Below are 2,116 nucleotides of genomic sequence, written 5' to 3'. Positions count from 1 at the left end.
GCGTGACCTGGAGCGCAGGCCGCCTGTGCGGCTTCGACCTGGAAACCACCAGCCCGGATCCGGAGGCGGCGCGGATCGTCACCGCGTGCGTCGTCCAGGTCGGCGACCGGCGGCCGACGCGGTCGAGGACCTGGCTGTCCGATGTGGACGGCGAAGAGATCCCGTCCGAGGCCGCGGCCATCCATGGTGTCACCACCGAGCGGGCCCGCGCCGAGGGAACCGACCTGCGGCAGGTCGTCGAGGAGGTGCTCGACGCGCTCTCCGCCGTGGTGATGGCGGGCGTGCCGCTCGTGGTGATGAACGCGCGCTACGATCTCACGCTCCTCGACCGCGAGGCCCGCCGGTACGGCATGACGCCCCTGACGGAGTGGCGCGGCGACCTCGCGGTGATCGACCCGTTCGTCATCGACAAACAGGTCGACAAGTTCCGGCGAGGGTCGCGCAAGTTGGCGGACCTGTGCGCGCACTACCGGGTCCGGCTCGATGGCGCGCACTCGGCGGACGCCGATGCGATCGCGGCCTGCCGGGTCGCCTGGCGGATTGCCCAGGACCAGCCGGAGATCGGGAACGCCTCGCTTTCCGTCCTGCACAAGCAGCAGATCGGGTGGGCCGCCGACCAAGCGGAGTCGCTGGCCGCCTACTTCGCGCGAACGCCCGGCAAGGAGCACCAGGCCGCGACCGTCCGCCGGGAGTGGCCGCTCGTCCCCTTCGTGCCCGCACCGAGGGAGGGGTCGTGATGCCGGTGAGCCGCCGTAAGTTCAACGACGTCAGGGAGCGTCTCAGCCGCTGCTGGGGCAGAGTCTTCCAACTCCAGCGCGAGGCCCGAGCCCTGGAGCACGAGCGCGACGCCGAGCGAGCGGCGCAGCGGGAGCTGCGTCGACTGCTCTCCGAGGCCGAGGCCGATGTTCGGCGCCTGGACGGTCAAGTGCGCCGCTTGGAAGGGCTACTGAGGACCGCTGGGCGCGAGCACGGGGCGGAGGCCGCGCGCGCCTCGGCTCGTCTCGACCGCGCCGTCCGGGCGTGCGCGCGGTACCGGGCCGAGGCCACAGAGTTGCGGCGGCGTCCGGGGCCGTTCGGCGGCCGGTCGCTGGCGCTCGCCGAGCAGGCTCGCCGGTCCCTGGCCGAGCAGCTGGAGGCGGTGCAGCGGTCGAACGACGTCATGTGCCGCCAGCTCGTGGACCGGGCCGGGACGCTGGCCAAGCGCCCGCCCGTCGGTGAACCGGGGGCGGGGGTGGCGCCGTGACCACCATCGTCCTGGCCCTGGTGGCCCTGGCCGGACTGACCGCCTTCGTATGGGCTGTCGACCGGCGGCTCGTCGCGGTGACTGCGCGCCTGCGCCAGGCATGGTTCCGGCCCGTGCCCCCGTACGCCGGCTTCGACATGGCGGCGGTCTATCGGGTGTCGTGGGAGGACTGCCCGCGCTGCAGGCAACGGCACGCCCCGCACGAGGCCGACGACGAGGCAGGGATCGTGCGGTGCGTCGGCTGCGGCCACCGCCGCCCCGGCGCCGAGGGGGTGGGCCGATGATCTCCTCGCCGATCCTCCTGCTGCTGGTGTGCACCGGGGCGGTCGCCTGGCTGCTCGCCGCCGCCGTAGGCGTCGGCCTCCTGGCCGTCGCCGTCGTGCGCGGTGTCCGGGCCGCCCTGTGGCGCGGCCGGCGTCGTGGCAAGCACCGGGCGCTGGGCGGCCCGGTGCCGAGCACGGCTGCCGAGGACGAGGCCGCCCTCGTCGAGCACGCCGGCCTCAGCATCCTGCACCTCTGCCGGGCCGAGGACCGCACCACCCTGCATCGCGTCCATGCCGACGGCGCCCGCGAGTGCTGGGTCTGCGGCACGATCACGGAAGGGGCCGCCCAGTGACCTACCGTCGGGCAGCGCGAAAGGCGCAGGACCGGTGACCGCCACCCTGGGCACCGAGGGTTCCGCTCCGGCTCCGGCCGGGGCGGGCCCCCGCCCCCGCCCGCTCGTCATCGGTCTCGATCTTTCACTCACCTCGACCGGGGTGGCCGGCGTGGGCTGGACGGACCGTATCCGCACCAAGCTCCGCGGGGACGCCCGCCTCGCCCACGTGGAGGCCGCGGTCGTCAGCTACATCCGCCACGCCGACCTCGTCGCCA

Annotated in this window: 4 protein-coding genes and 1 pseudogene; all 5 read left to right on the top strand. The window is 74.2% G+C overall.

Annotation, left to right across the window (positions count from 1 at the left end; translation table 11 throughout):
* Positions 1 to 2: 2 nt before the first annotated feature.
* Positions 3 to 737 carry an exonuclease domain-containing protein gene (locus tag I5Q34_RS33540; protein ID WP_199896275.1) on the top strand — a complete coding sequence of 245 codons (735 nt, stop codon included), beginning with the start codon at positions 3 to 5 and terminating at the stop codon, positions 735 to 737.
* Positions 734 to 1,243, top strand: coding sequence for a hypothetical protein (locus tag I5Q34_RS33535; RefSeq protein WP_199896274.1), 510 nt, complete (start codon positions 734 to 736; stop codon positions 1,241 to 1,243). The genes I5Q34_RS33540 and I5Q34_RS33535 overlap by 4 nt, the downstream gene beginning before the upstream one ends.
* Positions 1,240 to 1,527 (top strand): hypothetical protein, encoded by a 288-nt coding sequence (locus I5Q34_RS33530; protein WP_199896273.1) that lies wholly within the window; start codon positions 1,240 to 1,242, stop codon positions 1,525 to 1,527. Before I5Q34_RS33535 ends, I5Q34_RS33530 begins: the two co-directional genes overlap by 4 nt.
* The gene (locus tag I5Q34_RS33525; protein ID WP_199896272.1) at positions 1,524 to 1,859 is read left to right on the top strand and encodes a hypothetical protein; all 336 of its coding nucleotides are present in this window, start codon (positions 1,524 to 1,526) and stop codon (positions 1,857 to 1,859) included. Before I5Q34_RS33530 ends, I5Q34_RS33525 begins: the two co-directional genes overlap by 4 nt.
* A 34-nt stretch (positions 1,860 to 1,893) precedes the next feature.
* Positions 1,894 to 2,116 (top strand): annotated as a pseudogene (locus tag I5Q34_RS33520) (hypothetical protein); the annotation flags it as partial.

This window comes from Streptomyces sp. AV19, assembly GCF_015999245.1.
Taxonomy (GTDB): domain Bacteria; phylum Actinomycetota; class Actinomycetes; order Streptomycetales; family Streptomycetaceae; genus Streptomyces.
The sequence above is the reverse complement of the archived record's forward strand: the minus strand, read 5'-3'. Positions and strand labels throughout refer to the sequence as shown.

Bases quoted from the DNA above. Each gene is read 5' to 3' on its own strand.
- I5Q34_RS33525 (WP_199896272.1), top strand. From the start codon at position 1,524: ATGATCTCCTCGCCGATCCTCCTGCTGCTGGTGTGCACCGGGGCGGTC.